Source organism: Saltatorellus ferox, assembly GCA_007751475.1.
Classification (GTDB): Bacteria; Planctomycetota; UBA1135; order UBA1135.
In genome coordinates, this window is sequence record CP036434.1 from 6,383,245 (window position 1) to 6,407,976 (window position 24,732).

Sequence of the window (24,732 nt, forward strand, 5' to 3'; positions counted from 1 at the left end):
GCCATGTTCGTTGCCTCGATTCTCAGCCTCGCCCTCGGATTCCAGGAACCCGCCTGGGCCGAGCCGCCGATCTCCTACGGGGTGCGCGCCGCCAGCGACGTCGTCAGCCAGCTCGATGCGGAGATCGCTGCCGGAGAGCGGACGTTCCGACCCGGCGGCGAGCCCCTCGACCTCGAGGCGCTTCTGGACGCCCTGCAGATCCCGATCGCCTCCCAGGTCACCATTTTCTCCAGCCCCAGCCTCCAGGCGCGACGCATCACGCCGCGCCATCCGCGAGCGCTTTACTTCAACGACGAGGTCTACCTGGGATTCGTCCCCGGCGGGAACCTCATCGAGGTGATGGCGATCGACCCCCACGAGGGGATCACCTTCTACTCGATGGACAGGAAGGCAGAGAAACCGCGCTTCGAGCGCGAGACCCATCGCTGCCTCCAGTGCCACGCTCCTTCCCACTCGGGCGGGCTGCCCGCGTTCCTGCTGCGCTCGCTGCATCCCGAGGCGAACGGCGATCCGAACTTCGCGGCGGGCTCCCACTACGTCGACCCCGCGACTCCGTTCGAGGACCGCTGGGGCGGCTGGTACGTGACGGGTCAAGTGGGCCAGATGGGACACCTCGGCAATCAGACGATCGAACCAGGCCAAGCGCGGCTCGGCCCGAAGAACGAGCGCTACCTGAGCCTCGCCAAGCTCTGCGACACGAACGCCTACCCGACCGACACGAGCGACATCGTTGCCCTGCTCGTGCTGGAGCACCAGACCTACGTGCACAACGTTCTCGCCGGTGCAGCCTACGAGGCGCGCCGCGCCCTCGACTACCAGCGCGTCTTCAACGAGGCGCTCGGTGAACCCGAAGGCACCCCTGTCGCCTCCACGACCTCCAGGCTCGCGAACGCCGCGACCCTCGTCGTCGATGCGCTCATCGGGATCCACGAGGAGCCGCTCCCCGGCCCCGTGGGCGCGCGCTCGCCGTTCGCCGAGGTGTTCGAATCCAGCGCGACCCGCGATGCCCAGGGCCGCAGTCTGCGGGACCTGGATCTGGAGTCGCGGCTGTTTCGCTACCCACTCAGCTACCTCATCGACTCGACCGGGGTCCGAAGCCTCCCCGAGCCACTGGCCGCCCTTGTCTGGACGCGCTTGAGCGAACTCTTCTTCGAGCCGCTGGGAGCCGACGACCGAAGAAAGTACGGCGGCCGGATCGACGAGGCGAGTCGGCGGGCGGTCGTCGAGATCCTGGCCAGCACCGGCGGAGCCTCCTTCCGCTCCCCCGTCAGGTAGTCGACGGGGACGCGGCGCCGTCCACGCGCGCAGAAGGTCCCCGGCGCGGGCGCACGACCATGATCCAGAGCGGGTTCAGCACGATGCTCAGGGCGATCACGCCGATCGTCCCCTGGTAGGCAAAATCGCCGATGATCCCGGCCTGCTTGCCCACGGACGCGAGGACGAAGCTGAACTCGCCGATCTGTGAGAGCAGCGCGCCGACGTACAGGCTCGTTCCCCAGCCGCGCCCGAGGGCGCGCAGGATCCCGGCGTTCAGCGCCGTGTTGACGAACAGCGCAACGAAGGTGAGCGCGAGCACCGACACCCAGTGCTCGCGCAGGAAGCCGATGTCCATCAGCATCCCCACGGAGACGAAGAACAGCGCGACGAAGACCACGCGGAAAGGCTCCAGCACCTGGTGAACCCACTTCGTCTCGCGCGCGGCCGTCACGACGAGCCCCGCAAGGAACGCACCGAGCGCTGTCGACAGCCCCATCAGTCCCGTGAGCATTGCGAACCCGAAGCACAGGAGAAAGCCCGCGAAGACCTGGGTCTCGCCGTCGCCGCGCAGGAGGCCGCCGAACGGAAGCTGGATGACCTTGGCACGAACGAGGTAAGTGGCGAACAGCAGCACGAGGACCGAACCCGCCGCCTGGATCCCGAGCTGGCTCGCGCTGATCGCCTCGCCGCTCATGAAGCCGATCCCGAGCATCATCCCCACGACCGCGACGTCTTGCGCGAGCAGAATCCCGATCGCGTCGAGGCTCGCGGGCGTATCCAGCTCGTCCCACTGCCGCAGCATCGAGATGACGAGCGTCGTGCTGCTCAGGCTGATGACGAACCCGAGGAGCAGACTCCGCTCCAGGGGCCAGTGGAAGAGCCAGCCGATGAGGCCGACGCAGCCCACGCTACCCGCCACCTGAAGGGCAGTCCCGATCACGGGAACGCGCCAGCCGCTCACGAGCTTCTGGAGATCCACTTCCATCCCCACGAAGAAGAGCAGGAAGATCACGCCGATCTCCCCCATGCGACCGAGGGCTACGGAGTCGACGAAGACCGCCAGACCATCGGGCCCGAGCACGACGCCGGCGATCAGGTAGCCGACCACGTGGGGCTGGGCCATCTTCCGGAACATGGCCCCGATCGCGAGGATGAAGAACGCGGCCGTGACCAGCGTCGGTAGAACGGGGTCCATGTGCATGGCCCCACTCTACCTGTCAGCGCACCGGGTTCAGCGCTTGGAGGACCACTTGATCAGCCAGAAGATCCGGTTCGTCGACCGCGTTGGCGTGCGCTCGAACTCAAACATGCCGAGCGGCAGAATGGACAGGAAGCTCGACTTCCGCGAGCTCCGCGTGCTCGACAGGAGGTAGTCGGACCGCTTGTTGAAGCCGAACTGGAAGATGAAGTCGAGGACGCTGAGCCGCCTGCGATCGGGGCGGGCCTCATAGTCCACGAGGATCGGAATGTGGAAGTTGGCCTCGTCGGTGAGATCCGCGGAGAGGTCGAAGGTCTTGCGATGGCTCCCGAGCGGCCCTTCCACCTGCAGGTCCAGCTGGTCGGAACCGCGCTCGGCGACCTCGCTCAGCTCGGCCGCGGTCGAGACGGGGATTCCGTTGGCGCTCAAGACCCGGTCACCGGCCCTGAAACCGGCGCGATAGGCCGGAGATCCCGTGATGACCGCTGCGACCACCGCAGCAGGCGCCCGCTGCCCGTAAAGGTCTTCGGCGTACTCCGCCGGCACCGTCAGAACGCCGAGGCCAGCGTGCTGCACGAGCGCTACATCAAGGGGCAGGTCGAGACGGTCCGCGGCCGTCTCCTCGACCGTTCGCTTGCCCACGACGAGCGACACCGTCAGGTCCTCGCGCACGAACTCCGACTTCGGCCGGCTGATCTCGACCTCCACGACCTCGCCGGGCTGCAGCGTCTCCGCCACCAGGTCGGCGAACTGGGGCTGGCTCGCCAGCGCCACTCCGTTGAAGGAAAGGAGCAGGTCCGCTCGCTTCAGTCCGGCCTCGGCGGCGGCTGAATCGGGCTCGACCTTCGAAACGAGCACCCCGCGCCAGGGCTCGATGCCCAGCTGCTCGGCGGTCGCGTTGTCGACCGAGGTGGCGTCGAGGCCCAGAAACGGAAGTTCCACCGTCTCGTTCGTGGCGAGCAGAAGCGCGCCCTGCAGCTTGCTGCTCCCGTGGGGAAAACGCTTCGTCTGCCCGCTGATCGAGTACTTCGTCGTGGCCCCGTCGCCGTGATCCCGCGTCGCAAGGACGGTCGGTCCAAGGCTGCTCTTGTGCCCATCCCCTTCATAGAACGGGGTCACCTTCCACTTGATGCTGGCGTTGCAAGCGGTCGAAATTCCAAGGAGCAGGAGCATCAGCGACGAGGAGGCAAGGCGCCGGGCCGCCAGCGAGCGAAAGAGTGTCATGGATTGCATGGGTGGGGATACGGAGTCAAGGTTCGGCGGGTTCCAGGAATCTTCAGATCGACGTGGCGATGAGCGCCATGCCGCTGGCCACTTGCTGCCGCGCCCACCAGTCGCGCCAGACGAGGGGGTCGCGAAGATCGACCGCAGGAGCCTCGGCTCCTCGGCTGAAGAGCATGCCTCGCAGGCCACCGCCCGGCGCGCGTGCGCCTTCGGTGTCCCGAAGATCCAGGGCCTCCTCGCCGAGATCGACGCGGATCGACTGAAGCCGGTCGAAGGCCGCCGCCACCACCTCGGAATCCTCGCTCTCCATCGTGTCGATGAGGACGGGAATGACCTCGGAGAGCGTGCCGCGGGTCCTGAGCGTGACCCTGGCCCCCTCGCGTCGGACCTCGACGTGGGCGCGGGATGCCGAAGCCGAGGAGAGCGCAGCCCGCCTCGTCTCGCTCGGCGGATACCCCTGGACGGGATCGGCCGAAGCGATCACCTGCAGCTCCGCCGAACGCTGGACGCGCGCCTGCAGATCTTCGTACGCGCGACCGATCCCCGCGAGCGCCAGGACGCTCACCTGACCGGCCATGTCGGCGATCCGAAGCTGCCTGTCCCAGCGCGCCTGCAGCGGATTCTCGACGATCCGATCGCGGTACACGATGCGCTCGACGGTCTTCTCGACCTCGACGGGGACCTCGACGATCTTCTCCACGATCGTCTCGACGGGAACTTCCACCACCACCTCGACCGGCACCTCGACCGGCACTTCGACCCTGACCTCGCGCACTTCGGGCGCGGCGACCGCCAGCGTCGTTCGTTGATCGGTGACAATCTCACCATCGTCGAGACCCCGCAGCGCGCCATGGGCGATGAGCATCCCCAGGAGGATGGCCGCCGCGTGACTCACCCATCCGATCCAGCGCGGACGCCCCGCGGCAGCAGGCGTCACCGACCCGATCGGCATCGCCGCGGCCACCATGCGCTCGACCTCAGCGGGCGCAAGCGTGGGGACGGCGAGCCGTCTCAGCAGGTCATCTCGATCCATCTCACGTTCCTTCATGGCATCCGGTGCGGAGTCTCGCCCGCCCCCTCTTTCTCCTGTTCCACCGTCTCGCCGACCAGCCGGCCATAGGCCTCTCGAAAGGCCCGCCGTCCGCGCGACAACCGCGACTTCACCGTCCCTTCCGCGCAGCCGAGCGTCGCCGCCGCCTCCCCATGATCGAGGCCCAGCACGTCCACGAGCCGGAGCGCTGACTGAAAGGGCTCGGGCACCTCGTCCAGCGCGAGCCGGATCGCCTCCTGCTCATCCACCGCGCGCAGCGCGTGGTGCGCGGTCCCGGCCTCCGCTGATTCCAGCGCCAGCAGGCCTTCCGCCCGAAACTCCGCGCGGCTACCGGCCTGCCGCTGCTGATCGCGCAGCACGTTGAACCCGACCGCAAAGAGCCAGGGGCGGAAACGCTGCCCCACGTGGAAGCTCCCGAGCCCGCGCGCGACCCGGACCCAGGCCTCCTGGGCCACGTCGAGAGCCAGGTCCCGATCCGTCATCCGCCCCTGGAGCGCGAAGACCAGCTGGTGCCCGTAGCGCTCCACGAGCTGTCCGAACGCCTCTCGATCGCCGCCCCGCGCCGCTGCCACGAGCGCGGCATCGGCCGGGCTCCGGGCCTCTGACGCTGGGAAGGCTGTCTGGGGGGACATGGCGGCGGATACGGAGCGCCTCACGGGGTCGTTCCCGGAAAACCGGATCGCCGGCGACGAATCCGACGCCATGGGGTGATTACACGCGCCCGGAGGGCTCGATCCGCTCGATCAGGAGCGGCCCGATCTCGGCGCCCCCGTCCAGGGTGACCGCCCGATTCAGTCGCTCCAGCGCGGCCTCCAGGCCGTGGCCCCCGCGGTGGTGAACCAGCGCGAGCACGTCCCCCGCGTCCACGGCCGCTCCGGCCGCATGCTGCCAGACCACGCCCACCGCCGGGTCGATGACATCGCCCGGCGCCGCGCGTCCGCCGCCGAGGTCGCGGACCGCGTAGCCAATCTGGCGCACGTCGCCGAAGCCGAGGTGGCCGGCGGCCGTCGCCTTCAGCTCCACCACGTCGGGCGCGCGCTCCAGCGTCGCGCCCGTGATGTCCACGCTGGCGCCCTGCGCGCGCAGCATCCGATCGAAGTGCTCCAGCGCCGAGCCGTCGCCGAGCACCCGGAGGACGGCCGCCGAAGCCGCCGAGTGATCGCTCTCCAGCCCGACAGCCACGAGCAGATCCGCCCCGAAGGCGACGGTGATCTCGACGAGATCCTTGGGCCCCTCGCCGCGCAGCGCAGCCACGGTCTCCTCGATCTCCAGCGTATGCCCGACGGCGCGCCCGAGCGGCCGCGCCATCGACGTGATCCGCGCCGAAGCCCGGACGCCCGCGGCCGCCGCGAGGTCCACCATGGTCTGCCCGAGTTCGCGCCCCCGTTCGATGTCGACCAGGAACGCGCCGCTACCGGTCTTGACGTCGAGCACGAGCGCGTCGATGTCCTCGGCCACCTTCTTGGAGACGATGGAGCTGGCGATCAGCGGCAGCGACTCCACGAGTTCGACGCGATCGCGCAGCGCATAGAGCACGCGATCGCTCGGCGCGATCGAGCGAGTCTGCGCGCAGATCACGCAGCCGGCCTCGCGCAGCACGCGCCCGATGGCGGCCTCGTCGAGCCCTGTCATGACGCCGGGCACGGCCTCCAGCTTGTCGAGGGTCCCCCCGGTATGCCCGAGCCCGCGGCCCGAGATCATGGGCACGATGCAGCCGAGCGCGGCGAGCGCGGGCGCGAGCGGAAGGCTGACCTTGTCGCCGATGCCGCCGGTGGAGTGCTTGTCGACCTTGGGCGCGTCGAAGCCGGAGAGATCCAGCCTGTGACCTGAGTCCACCATGCCGGTGGTCCAGCCGCTGAGCTCCGACGGCGTCATTCCGCGGAACCAGATCGACGCGAGCAGCGCGACCTGCTCGGGCTCGCCGATCGAACCGTCGGCGACGCCGTGCAGGAAGGCGAGCGACTCCTCCGCGGACAGCGCTCCACCGTCGCGCTTCTTGCCGAGGATCCGCTTCAGCGTCGCCCCATCCAGGGGACCGCCGGAAAAGTCCGCGCTCACTTCGAGATCTCTTTCAGGAACGACGTGCCCGCGCCGCCGAACGGCACGTTCAGCGCGTGGGCCACGGTCGCGCCGACGTCCGCGAACGTCGCGCGCGTCCCGAGATCGTGCCCGCCCTTGACGTGGGTACCAAAGGCCAGAATCGGCACGTACTCGCGCGTGTGGTCCGTGTGCTGCTGGTTCGTCGGATCGTTGCCGTGATCGGCCGTGATCAGGAACAGATCGTCGTCGCGGCGGTCGATCTCCAGCTTGCCGAGCGCCTCGTCGAACTCCTCGATGCAGCCCTTGTAGCCCTCGGGATCTCGCCGATGCCCGTAGAGCATGTCGAAGTCGACGAGGTTCACGAAGATGAGGCCCGCGGCCTGCTCCCTGACGCATTCGTGCGTTCGAACCATGCCGTTCGCGTTGCCGTTCGTGTGCACGGTCCGCGTGAGGCCCTGCGCCGCGAAGATGTCGCCGATCTTGCCGACACCGACGACGGGCACGCCCGCCTTCTTCAGCGCGTCGAGCACGGTCGGCTTCGGCGGCAGCAGCGAAAAATCGCGGCGGTTGTAGGTGCGCTTGAACGTCTCCGGTGCGCCGGCCTTCGCGTCCACGAAGGGCCGCGAGATGATCCGAGCGATGCCGAGTTCCTTCGTGTGCCTGCGCGCGATGCGGCAGAGCAGGCGCAGGCGCTTGCGACCGAAGTGCTTCTCGTGCGCCGCGATCTGCATGACCGAGTCGGCGCTGGTGTAGACGATCGGCTTGCCGGTATCGATGCTCTCTTGACCGAGGCGTTCGATGATCTCGGTACCGGACGCGGGTTCGTTGCCGAGCCAGCCGTAGATCCCGGCTTCGGCGGCGATGGCGCCGAGCAGTTCGTCGGAGAAGCCGTCCGGAAAGACCGGGAACGCGCGGTCGAGGGGAACGCCCGCCATCTCCCAGTGGCCCGTGGTCGTGTCCTTGCCGGCGCTGACCTCGACCATGCGACCGTAGGCGCCCTCGGGGATCACGGCCGCGGGGAAGCACTCGACGCCCTCGACGTTGCCGAGGCCGAGGGACATCAAACGCGGCGCGGTCGGTGGTCCCGCCGCCTGGCAGATGTGGTCGAGCGTGTGCGACCCGGCGTCACCGCCGCTCTCCAGGTGCCCGAACGTGTGCGCGTCCGGCAGAGCTCCGATCCCGAGCGAGTCCATCACGATGAGGAACACGCGGCGGTACTCCCGCACGTCTCCCTCGATCTCGTGCTGCCTCGACTGGGCGGCGACCTCCTCCTCGGCGGTCTCGCGCAGCGACTTCGATCCCCCCGGACGAGATTTCACTCTTCCTCGTCCTGGCTGGCTTCGACGCCGGTCTCGATGAGGCGCTCGATCTCCTCTTCCAGGTCGTCGACCCAGTCCTCGCCGAAGTCGCGTTCCAGGAGGTCACGCTCGCTGAATTCCCAGCGACCGGTGCGGGGGTCGAAGTCGAACTGGTAGTCGTGTTCGCTGCCGTCGTCCTCCGTGATGACGACCTGGACGATGTGGCTGACGGTGTCGAGTTCGGCGGTGTAGGAAGCCATGGGTCGATAAGGAAGTTCCGAGCAGCGGGGCTCGGCGGTTTCGCGAAGTGATCGGGAGACTGGGTGGAGGATAGGGCGGCCGCTCGTGACCGCAACCCACGCCCCGAGTGTGAGTCTTACACGCCTCGGAGGGAAAGGGCGACCTCTGTGTTTCTACAGGATCTTCAATCGTCGGATTCGTCCGCGAGGAGCGGGTTCGGGGCCGGCATCTTCGCGTTCACCCTGTTTCGCCAGGCCGCCAGGTCGGAGGCGAGCCGTTCTGAGATTTCAGGATGCTCCGCGGAACACTCGCGGGCCTCCCCCACGTCGGCGAGCAGGTCGTAGAGCTCACCGCCCTCGCCGAAGCGTTCGATCCACTTCCAGCGGCCCTGGCGGACCGCGCCGCCGGGGAAGCCGCCCTGATTCCCGTGGTGGGGATAGTGCCAGTAGAGGCTGCGCCCGGATGCCTCGGGTCCCGGGGCGCTCGCCGGACTCGTGAGAGCCGGCATGAGACTCACTCCGTCCAGCTCGACGCCCGTAGGGGCCGCGACTCCGGCCGCCGCCAGGATCGTAGGCAGGAAGTCCACCGACTGAATGGGCAGGTCGAGGGTCGCGCCGGCCGGGATCCGGCCGGGCCAGCGCACCACGCAGGGCTCACGGATCCCTCCCTCGTAGAGCCAGCCCTTGCCACCCCGGAGCGGCAGGTTGGAGGTCGGGGACCCCTCGCTCGTCGAGAGCCCGCCGTTGTCGGAAAAGAAGACCACGAGGGTGCGGTCCGCCTGCCCCGAACGATCGAGGGCATCGAGCACGTGGCCCACCGCCTCATCCATGGCAGCCACCATCGCCGCATAGACCGCGTGCTCCTGGTTCTGGCGCACCTTGCGCTCGCCCTCCTGGCCGAAACTCGGCTCGAGCCCGAGGTCGTCCCGCTTCTTCTTGTACTTCTCCACGAGATCCGCGCGCCCCATCAGCGGCGTGTGCACCGAGTAGAAGCTGAGGTAGCAGAGCCAGGGCTCGTCGCGCTCGGTCTCGATGAACGACGCTGCTTCCTCGGCGAGGCGCGCGGGCAGGTGGTCGCCCTCCTTCGACTCCAGGTTCGGCATCCCGAACGGATGGAAGTAGCGGCCCGGTCCGTAGGGGCCGCCGCGCACGTGGCCCGCCACGTTGATGTCGAAGCCCTGGGTCTCGGGTTCGAACCCGTCACCGCCGAGATGCCACTTGCCGGCAAAGAACGTGGCGTAGCCCGCGCCTTTGAGGACCTCGGGCAGGGTGATCTCCTCCTGGGGAAGATGCTCGACGTAGGGCGCGGGAAGAAGCGCGAGCTTTTGGAAGCGCTCCATCCGTTTCGCGCCTTCGCGGCCCGCCTTCACGATCGCGTCCGGCTGGGGCGCCCCGAACCAGTCGGTGGTGTCGATGCGCGCCGGGTGGCGACCCGTCAAGATGCTCGCGCGCGTCGGGCTGCAAACGGGACAGGCCGCGTAGGCCGCCGTCAGCTGAACCCCGCCGGCCCGCAGCCGATCCAGGTTCGGCGTGTCGTAGAACGTCGCGGCGTTCTGGAAGCCCGCGTCCATCCAGCCGTAGTCGTCGGCGAGGATGAAGAGGACGTTCGGCCGAGCCTCGGCCGCTTGCATGGTCGACGTGTCGCTCACCTCTTGCGGCGCTGCGGCGAGGCCCGTGGACCAGAGAAGGAGAGAAAGGAGCATGACGCAGAGGCTACCAGGACGCACACGAAGGAAGGGACCGGACCGCCGAAGTGATCTCGCCGTGAGGACGCGCGATCGACGCACCGCGAAATTGCGAGTCGCTTCCGGCGGCTTGTCAGTGCTACCTTGGGCGCCATGGTCGACCCCAACAAGATCGTCACGCACCCCGGCGGTGCGCACAAGGACGAGCTCCTCGCCACATGCGTCCTCATCGCGAAGCACGGCTGCCCCATCGAGCGGCGCAATCCCACCGACGCGGACCTCGCCGATCCAGCGATCGCGGTGCTCGACGTGGGCGGCGCCCACGATCCGGCGCTGGGCAACTTCGATCACCACCACTTCCCCCGCGAGCACGCGCCGACCTGCACGCTCAGCCTCGTGCTAGACCACCTCGGGCTCTACGAGGACGCGAAGCAGTTCTGCGACTGGCTCGAGCCCGCGGAGTGGTTCGACTCCCGCGGCCCCAACACGACGGCCGAGTGGCTCGGGGTTCCGCGGCGCGCAATCTCCCAGCTCAATTCGCCCATCGACATCACCCTCCTGCGCCGCTTCGCCTCCGAGAGCGAGCTGCGACCGGGCCACACGCTGTACGAGTACATGCGCTTCGTGGGCCAGGACCTGCTCGACTTCCTCAAGATGGTCCGGGACGGGATCGAGATGGTGGAGCGCAAGAGCGAGCGCTGGTCTGTGGCGGTGGATGGGGCCGCGGAAGGCGACACGATCGAGACGATCTTCCTGCCGCGCGAGGATTCCCAGCTCCTCGACGAGCCGTCCGGCAACATCGCGCGCTACATCCGGGCGAAAGGCCTGGAAAGGGAGATCGGCGCGACGGTCTACCCGGACCGCCGCGGCAAGGGCTACGGGATCAGCCGCTACGAGGACGACCCGCGCCTCGACTTCTCGCGCATCGAAAGCGAGCCCGACGTGCACTTCGCCCACAAGAGCGGCTTCATGTGCAAGACGACGGCGATCACGCCCGAGCGGTTGCAGGAGCTGATCCGAGGCGCGGTCGTGACCGAACCCGCAGGTCAACCGGCCCGATAGCGGGCCCGCCGCGGCGCGGTCAGGAGACGCCCAGGGCAACGAGACGCGCCGCGAGCTGGTCGTAGGCCGCCTGCTGCGCCGCAGTGAGCGACGGAAGGAGGTTCGCGGCTTCGAAGGGATCGGCCTCGAGATCGAAGAACTCGTCCGAATGGCCCGTCCGGCGAATCAGCTTGTAGCGTTCGTCGCGCACGGCTCGTTCGTGGGAGGCGAACGGCAGGGTCCCGCCGTTCGGCTCGAACGACTCGGAGTACACGGTCTCCCGGAGAGAAAGGCCGGGATCGCGGAAGTACGGCACCAGCGAGACCGAGTCCTCGGTCGAGATCCGAACGCGCGCGATCTCCGCGATCGTCGCAAAGAGATCGACCACCGACACGAGCGAGCCGCACTCGCCGGGCCGGACGCCGGGGCCACGGATCACGAGCGGCACGTTGACTCCTCCCTCGTACATCGTGCCCTTGGCGTGCTGGGGGTCAAAGGGCGCCTCGGTTCCCTGGCGCGCCGTGCCGTTGTCTCCGACGAAGATCACGTATGCGTCCGGGTCCACCACGTCGAGCACGGCGAGGATCCGGCCGATCTCCTGATCCATGGCCTCCGACATCGCCTTCACGTACTCGGCGGAGGTCGGGTTCGATGGCAGGTTCCCGCAGAGGCTTCCGGGGCAAGGCAGCGCCGGGCACGACGCAACGGGCGGCGCGTGAAGAGGCGTATGGGGCGCGTTGAACGAGACGTAGGTCAGCCACGGTTCCGGCAGCGATGTGATCGCGGCGATCGCCTCGTCGGCGGTGTCCGTGGTCGCATAGGTCGTGGTCTGCGCGCTCTGACCGTCGACGGTCTTGCGCCACAGGAGGTAGTCAGGGATCGCTCCGCGGAGCCCACCCGCGAAACTACCGAAGCCCGAGTCGTTCGGGTGCAGGTCGCCCTGGTTTCCGGAGAGGTGCCATTTGCCCAGGGCGGCCGAGCTGTAGCCGACCAGCACCTCAGGCAGCGTGGTCTCCGCGAGCGATAGCCCGGCGTCGGTGCTGGCAAGCGGCCCACCCACGCCCGTCCGGAAGCCGTGGCGCCCGGTGAGTAGAGACGCCCGCGTCGGCGAACAGGTGGGGTTCGCCCACGCGTTGCGAAACAGGAGGCCTCCAGCGGCCAGCTGGTCGACGTTGGCGGTGCAGGCGGGGCTCGAGCCTTCGCCGTAGGCCCCCATGAGATCGACGCCGAAGTCGTCGGCGATCAGCACGAGGACGTTGGGGCGGGGGGCGCGAACGACCGTTCCGGGGAACTCAACGCCAGTGGTGGCCGTCGCGGACTGCAGGGAAACGAGTAGGAGCGTGAGCATCATGAAAATGGGCGAACGGAGCGGCGAAACGGGAGCGTGGTATGGGCTGAAAGATGAAGCGCCTCGTCAGCGCGGCGATCGACCGCGCGGGCCGTCGGTAGCGGGCAGCTCGGACTCCCAGGTGATCCCCTGGCGCCTCGCCTCGCGGCCGTGCTGGCGGCGCGACGTCTCGGTTGGATCGTGGGCGAGTTGAGCTTCTCCAAGCACGCGAGTGAGCGTCTCGACGTCGGTGTCCGCGCGGGCGTGGGCGAGCGTCTTCGGCTCGAGGCCGAACGGACCCGGGTCAAGGGCGGTGATCCCGTACTCGCAATCGAAGTCGATGCTGACCGGCTTCTCCCCCACCTTCGCGAAGCCCGAGCCAGAGGTGCCGGGCTTCGGCAGGGATCCTGTGAACGCGAAGTAGTGCTGCTGTCCGGCGCACGCCTCGGACCAGGCGAGCTCCGCCATACGCTTCTCCATCGCCGCAAGATCCTTCTCGCTCTCGGCTCGCAGGATCACGAGTGGGACCCCGTCGCATGAGGCGACGTTCAGCGCCAGCGCAAACTCATCGATCAGCGGCAGGCGCTCTATCGCCCGGGCCTTCGAATGGTAGGGCTGGAACTGCTCGTCCAGAAATTGCGCGAGCGCGTCCGCGCCGTCAAAGACCTGGGCCGGCGATCGCCCGCTCCGGCAGAGCTTGGTCTTGCCATCCGAGGCGAGGACGCAGAACACCGTATTCTCCAGCTCGCCCGAGCGACTCCGGAAGAGGCTCTTCAGGAGCCCCGACTCGGCTTCATTCTCATAGGTTTGCGGACGGACGCACACGTAGTTGCGGGACGCCGCCACGACGGCGGGATTCGAAAGGTAACTACCCTCCGTATTCTGGTAGCCGGGTCACCACATCCCCGGTGCGCCGGAGCACTGGGGAGCGGCTGACATGAGCAGGATGGGACGCCGCGTGCGGGCGGCCTCGGCCCGCGCGTCCTCCCACCGGCCGAACCAGGCGATCCTCTCAGCCTGGGATCCCGGGACGGCTTCGACCTCTTTCGACGGAACGCTCGGCTTTTCTGCGGAACGTTGTATCACGCTCCCCGAAGCGGGCCCGGCAAGTGCGAAGAGCGCCGCTACGAAGCCCCAGGCGAGGATCGAGTGCGCGGGTGAGGTGGTCTTGGGTTGGCTCATGGGGGAATGGAACCACACTCTCGGGGCCGGGTTTCGATCGCGGGGCCCGGCCCTCAGAGTCCTCTCATCGAACCCGTGCCGTCCTTCCGCCGGGCCAGCCCGCCCTCGCCGGAGAATCTGAAACTACGGCAGGTTTTCCTCCGCCGGAAGAAGCGCCCGGGTGTCCGTACACTTGGATGCTCACCCCCATGACCCAGGAAGACCCCCTCCCCCCGCCCCTGCTCCGCCAGAGGGCCAAAAAGCGCTCCCAGGAAGCGGTTCCCGACGAGCAGCTCTGGAGCTGGGTCGACCGGGATGCCCCCGAGCTGGCCCTCCACCTGGAGGCCCACCCTGAGGATCGCGGCCGGGTCGACGAGCTTCGGCGCGCCATCCGGGCCGTCGCCGGTTCCGAGCGGGACGACCGGGCGCCCGAGCGCATCGGGCCCTATCCCATCAAGGGACGCCTGGGCAGCGGTGGCATGGGGGTCGTCTTCGAGGCCGTACAGGTCCGCACCAACCGGCGCGTCGCCATCAAGGTCATCCGCGGCGCCTGGCTCGACGACGAGCGAACGCGGCGGCTCTTCTTCCGGGAGGCCGAGGTGCTCGGGCGCCTCCAGCACACGGGGATCGCGGCGATCCACGACGCCGGCGAGACCAAGGAAGGTTCACCCTACTTCGTGATGGAGCTCATCGACGGCGAGCCACTCGACGTCTGGGCCGAGGCCATGAGCCTCGACACGAGACTCGACGTCGCCACCCAGATCGCCGACGCCGTGCACCACGCCCACGAGAAGGGCGTCATCCACCGCGACCTCAAGCCGTCCAACGTGCTGGTGACGGCGGAGAACGAAGCCAAGGTGCTCGACTTCGGCCTGGCGCGGATCACGGACCCCGGGAACAACGCGTCGCTCACCGCGGCCATGAGCGGCAACGTCATCGGCACGGTGCGCTACATGAGCCCGGAGCAGGCGCGGGGTCTCGCCTCCCGGGTGACGCCGGCGAGCGACGTGTACAGCATCGGCGTGCTCGTGTACGAACTGGTCACAGGCCGCCTCCCCCACGACTTCGAAGGCGCGGATCTCTTCGAGTGCGCGCGCCGCGTCGCCGAGGACAGGATCCAGCCGCCGTCGCGCTGGGCGCCGGGGCTTTCCGGCGATCTCGACCGCGTGATCCAGCGTGCGCTCGCCAAGGACCCGGCGTCGAGGTACGCGTCGGCCGCCGACCTGGCTACAGACCTTCGTCGCGTCCGCGAAGGGCTCCCGGTAGAAGCGCGCTCCGAGACACAGGACCTCGGCACGCTCATCGGTCGCTGGGGCGTGGAACTCGGGGAAGCCGTCGGAAAGATCTCCTGTCAGGTGGCGAGTGCCGCCACGGAGATCTTCCACACGAAGGAAGGTCGGCACCTCCGCGAGCAGGCGAAGCACGTATCCCACCGCTTGAGCGAGGTCCGTGAAGGTGCCTGGCGCAAGGTCGGGAAGACGGTGGACAGGGTCCAGGATCGCTGGCAGAAGAGCAACCACTGGGTGAAGAGCGGCGAGCACGAGCCGAACGGCAAGACGATCCGCGTCGATCTGAACCCTGTGCTCGACGCCGCCTCCGTGGCGGGCAAGGGCGTCGGTGCGGCGGCCTCCGCAGGCGCTGGTGCGATCCGGCTCGTCCGCCGTGGAGTGGGCTCCGCCTTCCGGTGGCTCAGGCCCTGGCTCTGGCGCGCCGCTGTCCTGGGCCTGGTTGTCGCGGCCATAGGGCTCTTCATCGCTGTCCAGGTCGAGTACCACGGCGACTGGTCCCAGCTCTTCCATGACATGGGCCATGAAGTCCAGGGCGTCCTGCGCGAGATCCGGAAGGAGATATTCTAGCCTTGACCACGCAAAGTGAACCCATGGATAGCCGCCAGCCGACCCTGGTCGACCGCCTTCGCGCCCGCGCCCCCGGCGCCAGCGACGAGCTGATCGCCGAGTATCGCCCCGCCCTCGTGCGCTTCGCCTACGGCTATCTGGGCGACTCAGCCGCGGCCGAGGACGCCGCCCAGGACGTGCTCGTCAAGGCGCTCGGCGCCAGCTCCACGCCCGACGCCGTTCGGCCATGGCTCTACCGAATCGCCCGCAACCACTGCCTCAACCTCGTTCGGAACCAGCGCGTGCGCGGCGAAGTGGCGCTCCCTGATCGTCCGACCTTCGTCGATTCTCGCACCGGCCATCTGACCCGACTGGTCCGGATGGAGAACGAGGCCGAACTTCGCGCGCGCGTCGAGTCGCTCACCCACGACCACCGCGAGGTGCTCGACCTCCGGTACGGCGAAGACCTGAGCCGCGAGGAGATCGCGCACGTGCTCGACCTGCCGCCTTCCGTGGTGAAGTCGCGGCTGTACGAAGCCATGAAGCGACTGCGCGACGTCTGATCGCCGGGTCATTCGCGAACATAGCTCCGCAACGTGCCGAACTGGTGCACCGCTCTCTGGATGAAACCGGCTGGCAAGTGACTCGGGACGATTCGACCCGCGAGCTCCGCAGCCTCGAACCGGTCGCCCAGTATGCGATTCACTTCGCTCTCCATGAGCACGAGGTGGACGCGTCGAGCCGACGGAGCCTCGTCCGATAGGAAACCCAGCGCGCGGTCCACCACCGCCTCCGCCTCGCGGGCGAGCGCCGGCCGATCCTCCAGCAAGAGGCGATCATCCTGGCCTCCCAGGTGCTCCGCCGTGGATGCGGGGAAGGACTCGACGCGCAAAGCCATGCCTCGCAGGTGCAGGAGATGAACGAGGGGGGCGCGAGCGAGCGACGTGCAGATCAAGAGATCTCCTGGACGCGCGCGGTCCATGAGCGACTCGAACACTGCGGCCTCCGTGCCGAGGGCGGAACCCTTCGCGGAAGCGCGGCGCGCCAGGTCGGCCTCGTCGACGGGCCGCAGGTACAGACCGGCGCCGAGCGTGATGAGCGCCGCCGCGATGGCGAGCACCCCGCCGCCCTTTCCCCTGGGACAGACCGACTCGAACCCTGCCCCCACGAGCAGCATGAGCGGCGCCAGCATCATCTGGTCGACGCGGCCCGGCACGAAGTGCGGCGTCAGCCAGACCGAGAGCGCGATGGAAGTCAGGACCGGAAGCGCGAACGCGATCGTCACCGGAAACCGAACGGCGGAGCGAGCGCGGCGCCCCTCCACCCGTGCGCCGATCCCCGACAGAAGCAGCACAGCGCCCGCGATGACCTGAAGCCAGCGAACCGGCGGGACCTTGGTAGCGGCGAAGTACTGTCCGAAGGGGCTGATGGAGTCGAGGCTCCGGAGCAGCGCCTTCAACGGTCCGGTGGTCGCCCAGACGTCGGCGTACCAGGAGTAGGTGTCGACGCCCCGGAGCTGTCCGAGGAACACGGGCAGCCAGGGCGCGTAGAGCGCGAGCGTCAGAAGACCTGCCGCCGCGAACGCTGCGAGCCCCCGCGCAGGTCGCGCCGAGGCGAGGACGATGCAGGCGTGTGCGGGGACCAGATGAAAGGCGAAGTTGTGGGTCAAGAGGGCGGCCGCCAGCGCCAGAGCGTAGAAAGCCCAGGCACGGACCTCTTCGGATCGACCATGGGGTGGTGGCGTCGCCGTGACGCTCAACGCCCGCACGAGTCGCCATGTCGCGAGGAGCGCCAGCCATCCGAGCCACGAGTACATCCGCGCCTCCTGCGAATGGAAGATCTGGCTCGGCGAGACCGCCACGAGCCAGGCCGCCACGAAACCAGCCCGCTGCGAGAAGAAGGAGCGCCCCACGTGGAACGTCAGCGCGACGAGGGCTACCCCGGCGAGCACGCTCGGAAGCCGGAGCACCCAGGCGCTCTCCCCGAACCACGCCATCCACCCGTGCAAGAAGAAGTAGTAGAGCGGAGGACTCGCGTCCTGTTGCAGGCGCTGAACGATTCCCCCGAGCGGCTCGCGCGCGATGGCCCACGTGTTCGCCTCGTCGAGCCAGAGCGCGTCCTGTCCGAGGCCCAGGAGCCTCAACCCCAGCGCCACGGCCAGCAGCCCCCCGATTGCCGCACGGGAGATCCGATCACTCCCCGTCCCAGGAGAGTGCCCACGAAGCGGCGATCGGGCGTCTCGATTTGCGTGCACGATTCAGATCGTGCCATTTTCGCCGTGGTGCCGCAGCTGCGTGATAGCCTGCCTGACCCATGCTCGCCATTTTGGGAGGAGGTATTGCCGGCCTCGCGGCTGCTGCGGAAGCAGACCGCCTGGGGCTTTCGTATCAGCTCTTCGAGGCGACCTCGGAGTTCGGCGGCAACGCGCGAACGTTCGAAGTCGACGGATTTCGCTTCGATGCAGGGGCGCACCGGCTGCACGACCGGAATTCCGCGGTCACGACCCGCGTGAACGAGTGGCTGGAAGGCGACATGGCCGAGGTCCATGCGCCGAGCCGCATTCGGCACGGCGACACCTACCTCGACTTCCCGCTGACCCCGGGCAACCTTCTGCGCAGGCTCAAGCCGGGCGAAGGCGCGCGGGCTCTGGCGAGCTATGCCCTGGCACGCATCGCCAACCGACGCAAGGCGCGCAACTTCCAGGAGCTCTGCTACTCACGCTTCGGCCGCGCTCTCGCGGATCCCTTCTTGATCCGCTACTCGGAGAAACTCTGGGGGGCGCCTGCCTCTGAGCTTTCGACCGAGATCGCGGGCCGACGGCTCGACGCGCTCAGCCTGCGTTCGCTTTTTGTACAGCGCGCAGAGCCCGCCCATCTGGAGGGATCGTTCTTCTACCCCACCCGTGGCATCGGTGCGATCGCTGAAGCCCTCGCGAAGGGCTGCTCCCCCGGATCCTTGCATACCGGCCACGCCATCACCGCGATGGAGCATGACGGACGCAGGGTGCGGGAGATCGTCCTCAACGGCCAGACGCGCGTGCCTGTGCATCACGTGATCTCGACGCTGCCCCTCGCGCAGCAGTCGCGCTTGATGCGCCCCGCCCCGAAGGCTCGGTTGATGGACGCCGCCGCGGGGCTCCTGTACCGGCACGTGATCGTCGTAGCCGTCTTCCTGAAGAGATCACAGAAATCACGCTACGCGTCGACCTACTACCCGGACGCGGACGTTCCGTTCACGCGGGTGCACGAGCCGAACGCGCGCAGCGCGGCCATGTCCCCGGAGGGTTGCACGTCGTTGGTGGCCGAACTCGTGCGCTTCGAGACCGACGCGGACTGGACGCGATCGGACGCGGACCTGGTCGCCGAGGTGACGCGGGCTCTGGCGCGAACCGGCGCACTCGAGCCCGACGAGATCGTCGGGCACGCAGTGCGAAGGCTACGCAACGCCTACCCGGTCCTGCGAACGGAGGACGTGCTGCACGCCCACTCCCTGCGCGAATCCCAGACGCGCCTCTCGAACCTGGAACTCGTAGGGCGGGCGGCGACGTTCCGCTATCTCCATATCCACGACCTGATCGGTAGCGCCCTCGCGTCCGTTCAGCGCATCGCAGGAGAAGATCGCGAGCAGTTCCTCGAGGTGGCCAGTTGAATCGCCCTTCCACGCGAACGGCGGGCGGCGCGGTCGGTGCCCTGGAGGCGGAGATCGCCCTGCTGCCGCGGCCTCTCCTGATCCTGAGCACCGCGGTCGGGCGCGGCATGTACTCGATCGGCGAGGCTCTGCACGAGCGCGCGGAAGGCGAGGTCGAGCATCGGGCGGTCGAGGACTTTCTGCCGCCCTCCGCGATGCGCGAGGACGTGGAACGCTATCGCGCGATCTCGTCGCGCTTCCCGCTTCTCCTGCACCTTCCTTATCGCGTCCCGCTGATCTATCAGCGCAAGCTGCTGCGCGAGCGGCACCTCCGAACGACCGACCTGACCGCGCTGTCTGCGCACCTCGAAACGGGAGGCTTCGGCTCGGTCCTGGCCGTCAGCCATCGACCGACGTTCTGGGCGGCTCTCGCCAAGGAACGGGCGGGCCTCGACGTGTCCATCGTAGGGCTCTCGGGCGAGTACGGCTCGAGCCTCGGATGGCGCTACGTTCCCTGGTCCAGCATCCAGCGCTTCCTGACGCCGGTTCCCGCGTCAGAGCTGCGCTTCGCGGTCCCCGCCCCTACGACGGTCCAGCTCGTGCCCTTGCCCGCCCGCGCCGAGTACGAGGCGCTCGCCTCCGAGCCCGGCGATCCGAACGCGGCGCTCGTCGTCTGCGGGCTCTGGGGCCAGGGCCGTATCGACCGAATCCTGAAGGAGCTGCGCGGGATTTCACCGGAGCTGACGTTCCACGCGGTGTGCGGCGAGAACGACGCCCTGCGACGCACGATCGAGTCCGCGTGCGACCCGCGCGTCCGAGCTTACGGCGTGGTGCCGTCGCTCGCCCCCATCCTCCGCGAGTGCGCGAGCGTGATCACGAAGCCCGGCATCGCCACGGTCCTGGAGACCCACGCCGCGCGTCGCGCCATGTTCCTGATCCCCGGCATGCCCGTCGCCGAGGACAACAACCTGCGCTTCGCGCTGCACCACATGGGCGCGCTGCGATACTCCCGCGATGCCTTCCGCGGCTGGCTCGAAGCCGCCGAGTTCCCCCCGGAGGACACCGCATGCCGCGCCTCCGTCCGCTGATCCGACACGCGCGGAAGCACCCGCGCTACTTCGCCCACCTGGCGCTCAAGAAGGTCCAGTTCGCGGCCCGCTATCGCTGGATCCGCGAGCACGGCGCCAGCGATCGAGCGCGCCCGGATCCGCTGGTGGTCAAGCTGATGCTGAACTGGCGCTGCAACCTGCGCTGCCCCATGTGCATGCTCTGGGGCGACGTGGGCTGGGTGAAAAGCGTCCAGGAGAACCACGACGCCGACCTGCCCTGGGAGGTCGTCTCGAAGATCTTCGGGCGCGGTTTGCCTCGCAACGCTTCGTTCATTCTTTCGGGCGGCGAGCCACTCATGTACCCGCACTTCGGCCGCCTCATGGGCGAGCTCAAGCGGCATCGGCACTTCGCGGTCACCTGCACGAACGGCCTGCTCCTCGATCGCTTCGCCGAAGAGATGGACGGCAACCCCTACCCCACGTTCCTGATCTCCCTGGACGGTCACGAACAGGCCAACGACGCGCTACGCGGCAAGGGCGTCTACCGCCGCGTGATGGCGAACATCGAGACGCTCCAGAGGCTCAAGCGCCCGCCCTTCATCGCGATCCAGTTCACGGTCATGCCGGAGAACGTCGCGTCGATCACGTCGTTCTGCGAGGAGATGGTCGCGCTGGGCGTCGACTGGATCCTCCTGAACCCTGGCTGGTTCATCTCGCCGAAGCAGGCCGACGCGTACGAACACTTCATGCGCGACCGGTTCGGCGTGGAGGCCAAGACCGATCGCGGCTACGTGCGCGAGTACGACTACGACAAGGAGGAGTTCGAGGCGCAGCTGCGCGCGGTCCGCGAGCGGCGCTGGCCGATCCAGATCGGCTCGCACCTGCACGAGCCGGAGTGGGTCACCGATTTCATCGACGAGCCGGACAAGATCCTCGGGGACAGACTCTGCTACAAGCAGTGGCTCCGGCTCGACGTCCTCCCTGACGGCAAGGTGCCGCCCTGCGTGCAGTTCCCGGACTACAGCGTGGGCGACCTCCGCACCGAGAGCGTGGACGAGGTCTGGCAGGGCGAGGCGAACCGTCGCTTCCAGAAGGTCATCACCGAGGAGAGCCTTCCCGTGTGCGCGAAGTGCGACAACCTCTATCTCTACGGGCCGCGCAGAGCCCAGGGATAGCCCCGGGAAGCCGATGCCGATCCACTTCCAGCTGGCCGACTACGCGGCGCCCGGCGCGCTCTTATCCATCGATCGGGCGATGGCGCGGCTGGAGCGTGCGGACCCGGTGGAGATGCGGGCGTACCAGGCGGGGCGGCTGCGGGAGGTCCTCGGACGGGCCCAGGCCGCCTCCGCCCACTGGCGGCGCGTCTTCGAGGAGGCGAACTTCGATCCCAGGGGCCTGGAAGATCCCGCGCACCTGCGCTCGCTGCCGATCCTGACGAAGGACGAGCTCCGGCGAGCCGGCGATGAGATGCTCGACCCGAACGCGCGCGACCTGCGCTGGGCCTCCACGAGCGGGACCTCGGGCCAGCCCGTGCGCGTCGCCATGGACCGGCGTGCCCGGGCCCTGGAGTTCTGCTATTACCGGCGGGCGTGGAGCTGGGGCGGCTATCGCCTGGGCGCGGCGTTTGCCGAACTGGGCAGCTACCATTTCCTGCGAGCCGGCGGCGAGCCTGAGCGGCTGGTGGAGTGGCAGCCCTTCCTGCGGCGCCTGCTCGTCAACTCGTCGCGAGTGGCGCCGGAGCGGATGCCGGAGATTCGGCAGGCGCTCCTGCGACACCGTCCCCGGTTCATCAAGGGCCTCCCCACGGCGCTGCAGCACCTCGTGCGCTGCGGCGAGATCAGCGGCGTCGGCGTGCCTTCGATGCGTGCTGCGTTCTCTGGCGGCGAGATCGTCACGTCTCGGGCGCGGGGTCGGATCGAAGTCGGCTTTGCCTGTCCGCTGCTGGACTCCTACGGCCACATGGAGAGAACCGTCGCGGCCAGCCAGTGCACGGAAGGGCGCTACCACGTGCATGGCGCCTACGGAGTCTTCGAGACGACCGACTTCGAGCGGCGCGCGGACGGCACGCTGATCGCGAACGTGTACGGCACGGGACTGCACAACCTGGCCCAGCCGCTCGTGCGCTACGAGACGGAGGATCGCGTCGTGCTCGACGCACAGAACACCCGGTGCCCCTGCGGGCGAACCCTCCGCACGCTGCGCTCCATCGAGGGCCGTTGCAGCCATGTCATCACGGCACCCGACGGCCGAAGCCTTCCCGGACTCCCGATGGTCTTCGATGACATCGACGGGATCGAGGTGCTGCAGCTCGTTCAGGTCGCCCCCGATGCCGTGGTCCTCCACGTCGTGCCGGGAGCCCGCTGGAGCAGCGCGGCCCTCGGGGAGCTCGAGAACGCGGCGGCGCGCGGCCTCGGCTCGAACATGCGCTTCGAGGTGCGGGTCGTCGAACCCGATGGACTGCTTCGCAGGGCTACCGGCAAGGTGCTCCCCGTTTCCGCCCTCGACGGCCTCACCGATCAAGATTCGTCGAGTTCGTAGAGTTCACAGCAGCGCGAGCAGTAGGGAAACAGTCCGTCCTTCAGGAGCGACGCTCGGAACCGGCGCATCCCGGCGCTGTTCCAGATCTCGTCGAAGGGCTTCTCCGCCACGTTCCCGAGCCCGTAGTCGTGGAAGCCCTGGCAGACGATCATCTCGCCGTCGGGCTGGATGACCGCGCGGGCCCACGGGTTGTGGCAGTGCGCTTCCCCGAAGACGACGTCGGGCGCGAAGTAGTGCAGCCGCGGATCCCAGCCCTTGACCGACAGCCGCGGCCGGCGCCCGAACTCGAAGCTCCACTTGCGCGAGCGCAGCTCTGCCTCCTGGGCTCGCAGGACCTCCGGGTCGACGTTCCCCACGTGGATCATGAAGCCCGTACCGAAGTGCGGTCGCAGGCCGAACGAGGACTGGAAGCGCTCGTCGGTCTCGCGCTGCATCTCCTCCGTGGAGTAGATCTGGTGCTGGAGCTTGAAGTGATCGACGCCGAGTTCGTGCGCGATCTCCGCGGTCGCGACGAGGTGCTCCTGGTTGTGACGGGTGACGGTGCAGCAGATCTCGATCAGCGGAAACGGCGTGCGCCCGCGCCGACGAGCCTCCATCAGGTTTCGGATCCCCGCCACGGTTCGGGCGTAGCTGTCCTTGCCGATGCGGATGGCGTCGTTGATCTCCTCGGGGCCGTCGAGGCTCGCGACGATGTAGTCGAGGCCGCCGGCGACGATGCGATCCGCCAGCTCGGGCGTGATCTGCGTCATGTTGGTGTTCACCGAGGTGAGCAGGCCGCGGCGGCTGGCCGCGCCGATCAGCTCGGGCATGTCGGGCCGCAGGAAGGGCTCACCCCCGAAGAAGTAGAGATAGGGCCGCCAGCGCTCGAGCTGATCGAAGAGCGCCTCCCACTGCGTGAGGCTGAGCTGACGCGCGATCACCTCCTTCGGGAGGTCCTTGAACGCGCCGTTCTCGCCCCATTCCCAGCACTGGACGCAGCGCAGGTTGCAGGCGTAGTTGACGTTGATCGTCACCAGGGGCGGCAGCGCGGCGGCATGGTCCGGGCGGGCCAGCCGACGGGCGGACTGGATCTTGGTCGTCCAGAACAGACGGGCGAGCCCGCGCAGCTTGTGGCGCTCGTGAAGGCCGTAGTGGGCGAGACGGCGCGCCTGGGAGCTCGCCATCAGAGATCGCCGCCGCGGCGGCGCAGGACGGCGCGGTCCAGCAGGCCATCGGGGAGGAGGCGACGCGCGATCTCGTAAACGCGCGCCGGTCCCGGCACGACGCGGCGGGCGGAGCGGCGCTTGCCGGTGAGGTAGTCGAGGACGGCGTCGGCGACGAGCGCGTTGCGGGACGCGGGGATGGTGCTCAGCTCTTCCTCGAACTGGCGGAGGGCCGCGCGGCAGCGGTCGGCGTGGCGCGACGTCCGCGAGCGGCTGACGCCCTCGAAGTGCGCGGTGGTGCGGGCGTAGCAGCCGGTGTTGAAAATGCCGGGCTCCACGAGGTGCAGCCCCACGCCGCTGCCCCGGATCTCGCGGCGAAGGGAATCCACCAGGGCCTCGAGCGCGGCCTTGGAGGCGCTGTAGCTCCCGAGGTAGGGAACGGGCACGCGGGCGCACACGGACGAGATGAAAACGATTCGCCCCTCCCCCCGGGACAGGAACGAGGGCAGCAGGCGGTTGGTGAGCTCCATCGTCCCGAAGACGTTCGTCTCGAACTGCTCGCGCAGCTCGTCGCGGGTCACGTCCTCGATGGCGCCGAGCTGACTGTAGCCGGCGTTGTTCACCAGCCCATCGAGACGGCCGCCCGTGCGCGCCAGCACCTCTTCGGCGGCCGACTCGATGGAGCTGGTGGAGAGGAGCTCCAGCTGGATGGGCTCCAGTCCGGCTTCTTCGATGCGGGCGAGGTCGGCGTCAGTGCGCGCAGTGCCCAAAACTCGCCAGCCGAGGTCGCGGGCTCGATGGGCCGTCGCCAGCCCCAGGCCGGACGAACAGCCTGTGACAAGAAGGGTCGACGACCAAGACATACGAGAAGTGTAGCCGCTGCCTCCCCGCCGCGCGGAGCTCCCATCCTGGGGGGAGAAACGTGGCGGATTTCGGTCTGGCTCGGTACCGCCACGGTACCGCCACTAAACTGCTCGGATGCGCCATGGTCTTTCGTCACGCGTCCTGCTCTCTACCATT

22 protein-coding genes are annotated in these 24,732 nt (G+C 68.5%); 8 read left to right on the plus strand and 14 right to left on the minus strand.

The window, feature by feature from the left end; translation table 11 throughout:
* Positions 1-3: 3 nt before the first annotated feature.
* Positions 4-1,275: a hypothetical protein gene (locus Poly30_RS23095; protein ID WP_145203078.1), complete on the plus strand. Its 1,272-nt coding sequence runs from the start codon at positions 4-6 to the stop codon at positions 1,273-1,275.
* On the opposite strand, the gene Poly30_RS23100 is transcribed toward Poly30_RS23095, so the two are convergent.
* The 8 genes from Poly30_RS23100 to Poly30_RS23135 all read right to left on the minus strand — a co-directional run bounded on the left by Poly30_RS23100 (position 1,268) and on the right by Poly30_RS23135 (position 10,010).
* Complete coding sequence (locus tag Poly30_RS23100) at positions 1,268-2,458, minus strand: cation:proton antiporter (protein ID WP_145203082.1); 1,191 nt, start codon at positions 2,456-2,458, stop codon at positions 1,268-1,270. The two genes, Poly30_RS23095 and Poly30_RS23100, sit on opposite strands and share 8 nt — an antisense overlap.
* Positions 2,459-2,488: 30 nt before the next feature.
* A complete protein-coding gene (locus Poly30_RS23105; protein WP_419190543.1) occupies positions 2,489-3,679 on the minus strand; it encodes a PDZ domain-containing protein in 1,191 nt (396 codons plus the stop codon).
* Between the two features lie 52 nt (positions 3,680-3,731).
* On the minus strand, positions 3,732-4,727 hold the full coding sequence (locus Poly30_RS28835) for an IMCp domain-containing protein (RefSeq protein WP_419190544.1): 996 nt from the start codon (positions 4,725-4,727) through the stop codon (positions 3,732-3,734).
* On the minus strand, positions 4,724-5,362 hold the full coding sequence (locus Poly30_RS23115; protein ID WP_419190545.1) for an RNA polymerase sigma factor: 639 nt from the start codon (positions 5,360-5,362) through the stop codon (positions 4,724-4,726). Before Poly30_RS23115 ends, Poly30_RS28835 begins: the two co-directional genes overlap by 4 nt.
* 79 nt (positions 5,363-5,441) lie before the next feature.
* Entirely contained in the window at positions 5,442-6,788 is a 1,347-nt protein-coding gene (locus tag Poly30_RS23120; RefSeq protein ID WP_145203091.1) for a thymidine phosphorylase, read from the minus strand.
* On the minus strand, positions 6,785-8,089 hold the full coding sequence (locus Poly30_RS23125; protein WP_419190546.1) for a phosphopentomutase: 1,305 nt from the start codon (positions 8,087-8,089) through the stop codon (positions 6,785-6,787). Before Poly30_RS23125 ends, Poly30_RS23120 begins: the two co-directional genes overlap by 4 nt.
* On the minus strand, positions 8,086-8,328 hold the full coding sequence (locus Poly30_RS23130; RefSeq protein WP_145203094.1) for a hypothetical protein: 243 nt from the start codon (positions 8,326-8,328) through the stop codon (positions 8,086-8,088). Before Poly30_RS23130 ends, Poly30_RS23125 begins: the two co-directional genes overlap by 4 nt.
* A 164-nt stretch (positions 8,329-8,492) precedes the next feature.
* Positions 8,493-10,010 (minus strand): sulfatase, encoded by a 1,518-nt coding sequence (locus Poly30_RS23135; RefSeq protein WP_145203097.1) that lies wholly within the window; start codon positions 10,008-10,010, stop codon positions 8,493-8,495.
* A 135-nt stretch (positions 10,011-10,145) separates the two neighbouring features.
* Here Poly30_RS23135 and Poly30_RS23140 point away from each other — a divergent pair, with 135 nt between their 5' ends.
* Positions 10,146-11,054 (plus strand): MYG1 family protein, encoded by a 909-nt coding sequence (locus Poly30_RS23140; RefSeq protein ID WP_145203100.1) that lies wholly within the window; start codon positions 10,146-10,148, stop codon positions 11,052-11,054.
* A 19-nt stretch (positions 11,055-11,073) separates the two neighbouring features.
* Here Poly30_RS23140 and Poly30_RS23145 read toward each other — a convergent pair whose 3' ends face one another.
* The 3 genes from Poly30_RS23145 to Poly30_RS23155 all read right to left on the minus strand — a co-directional run bounded on the left by Poly30_RS23145 (position 11,074) and on the right by Poly30_RS23155 (position 13,542).
* Positions 11,074-12,384 (minus strand): sulfatase-like hydrolase/transferase, encoded by a 1,311-nt coding sequence (locus Poly30_RS23145; RefSeq protein WP_145203103.1) that lies wholly within the window; start codon positions 12,382-12,384, stop codon positions 11,074-11,076.
* A gap of 63 nt (positions 12,385-12,447) precedes the next feature.
* On the minus strand, positions 12,448-13,206 hold the full coding sequence (locus tag Poly30_RS23150) for a hypothetical protein (RefSeq protein WP_145203106.1): 759 nt from the start codon (positions 13,204-13,206) through the stop codon (positions 12,448-12,450).
* Positions 13,207-13,254: 48 nt separating this feature from the next.
* Positions 13,255-13,542 carry a hypothetical protein gene (locus tag Poly30_RS23155; RefSeq protein ID WP_145203109.1) on the minus strand — a complete coding sequence of 96 codons (288 nt, stop codon included), beginning with the start codon at positions 13,540-13,542 and terminating at the stop codon, positions 13,255-13,257.
* Between the two features lie 188 nt (positions 13,543-13,730).
* Here Poly30_RS23155 and Poly30_RS23160 point away from each other — a divergent pair, with 188 nt between their 5' ends.
* Positions 13,731-15,377: a serine/threonine-protein kinase gene (locus Poly30_RS23160; RefSeq protein ID WP_419190547.1), complete on the plus strand. Its 1,647-nt coding sequence runs from the start codon at positions 13,731-13,733 to the stop codon at positions 15,375-15,377.
* Positions 15,378-15,379: 2 nt separating this feature from the next.
* Complete coding sequence (locus tag Poly30_RS23165) at positions 15,380-15,919, plus strand: RNA polymerase sigma factor (protein WP_145203115.1); 540 nt, start codon at positions 15,380-15,382, stop codon at positions 15,917-15,919.
* A gap of 8 nt (positions 15,920-15,927) precedes the next feature.
* Here the strand turns inward: Poly30_RS23165 and Poly30_RS23170 are convergent, their stop codons facing one another.
* Positions 15,928-17,610, minus strand: coding sequence for a glycosyltransferase family 39 protein (locus tag Poly30_RS23170; protein WP_419190548.1), 1,683 nt, complete (start codon positions 17,608-17,610; stop codon positions 15,928-15,930).
* Between the two features lie 59 nt (positions 17,611-17,669).
* Here Poly30_RS23170 and Poly30_RS23175 point away from each other — a divergent pair, with 59 nt between their 5' ends.
* The 4 genes from Poly30_RS23175 to Poly30_RS23190 are packed head-to-tail and all read left to right on the plus strand — an operon-like array spanning position 17,670 to position 22,570.
* A complete protein-coding gene (locus Poly30_RS23175) occupies positions 17,670-19,004 on the plus strand; it encodes an FAD-dependent oxidoreductase (RefSeq protein WP_145203121.1) in 1,335 nt (444 codons plus the stop codon).
* Positions 19,001-20,071, plus strand: a complete 1,071-nt coding sequence (locus tag Poly30_RS23180; RefSeq protein WP_145203123.1) for a glycosyltransferase family protein — start codon at positions 19,001-19,003, stop codon at positions 20,069-20,071. The genes Poly30_RS23175 and Poly30_RS23180 overlap by 4 nt, the downstream gene beginning before the upstream one ends.
* Positions 20,050-21,207, plus strand: coding sequence for a radical SAM protein (locus Poly30_RS23185; RefSeq protein ID WP_145203126.1), 1,158 nt, complete (start codon positions 20,050-20,052; stop codon positions 21,205-21,207). Before Poly30_RS23180 ends, Poly30_RS23185 begins: the two co-directional genes overlap by 22 nt.
* 13 nt (positions 21,208-21,220) lie before the next feature.
* Entirely contained in the window at positions 21,221-22,570 is a 1,350-nt protein-coding gene (locus Poly30_RS23190; RefSeq protein ID WP_145203128.1) for a phenylacetate--CoA ligase family protein, read from the plus strand.
* Here the strand turns inward: Poly30_RS23190 and Poly30_RS23195 are convergent.
* Both Poly30_RS23195 and Poly30_RS23200 read right to left on the minus strand, forming a co-directional pair.
* Positions 22,549-23,733 carry a radical SAM/SPASM domain-containing protein gene (locus tag Poly30_RS23195; protein WP_145203131.1) on the minus strand — a complete coding sequence of 395 codons (1,185 nt, stop codon included), beginning with the start codon at positions 23,731-23,733 and terminating at the stop codon, positions 22,549-22,551. The genes Poly30_RS23190 and Poly30_RS23195 overlap by 22 nt on opposite strands.
* Positions 23,733-24,575 (minus strand): SDR family NAD(P)-dependent oxidoreductase, encoded by an 843-nt coding sequence (locus tag Poly30_RS23200; protein ID WP_145203134.1) that lies wholly within the window; start codon positions 24,573-24,575, stop codon positions 23,733-23,735. The genes Poly30_RS23195 and Poly30_RS23200 overlap by 1 nt, the downstream gene beginning before the upstream one ends.
* Positions 24,576-24,732: the final 157 nt, after the last annotated feature.